The organism is Thauera phenylacetica B4P (assembly GCF_000310225.1).
GTDB lineage: Bacteria > Pseudomonadota > Gammaproteobacteria > Burkholderiales > Rhodocyclaceae > Thauera > Thauera phenylacetica.
The window spans coordinates 1-477 of the sequence record NZ_AMXF01000602.1; the positions used below are offsets into that span (position 1 = coordinate 1).

The 477-nt window shown below is 76.5% G+C and carries 1 protein-coding gene and 1 pseudogene; both read right to left on the bottom strand.

What is annotated here, in order from left to right:
- A partial coding sequence (locus tag C667_RS23895; protein WP_004392692.1) for an ABC transporter permease occupies positions 1-281 on the bottom strand: 281 nt, incomplete at its 3' end.
- A 5-nt stretch (positions 282-286) separates the two neighbouring features.
- Positions 287-477: pseudogene (locus C667_RS23900) on the bottom strand (ABC transporter permease); the annotation flags it as partial.

The window sequence follows — 477 nt, forward strand, 5'->3', positions numbered from 1 at the left end:
CGGGCGAGCGCGGCGGCGTCGTCCAGGGTGAGGTCGCGCGCGGTCGAGGGCAGGCCGGGCGGGCCGCCGCGCGCGCCCTGGCGGCCCGGGTGCAGGTTGATCACGTTGGTGCCGAACTGGCCGAACTCGGCGAGCACGAAGCGGTGCAGGCCCTCGCCGATCGAGGTGAGCAGGATCACCGCGGCGATGCCCACGCCGATGCCGAGCAGGGTCAGGAAGCTGCGCAGCCGGTGCGCGGTGATCGCGCGCAGGGCGAGGTGGAGGCTGTCCTGCCAGCGCATCGCCGCTACCGCTTCGACAAGGCCTGCACCGCATCGAGCCGGGCGGCGCGGCGCGCGGGCAGCACGCCGAAAAGCACCCCGGTGCCGAGCGCGGTGGCGAGCGCGGCGACCACCGCCCAGTCGGGCGGCCACGCCGGCAGCTCGGGAAAGGCCAGGCGCACGCCCCAGGCACCGGCATGGCCGAGCGCGAAGCCGG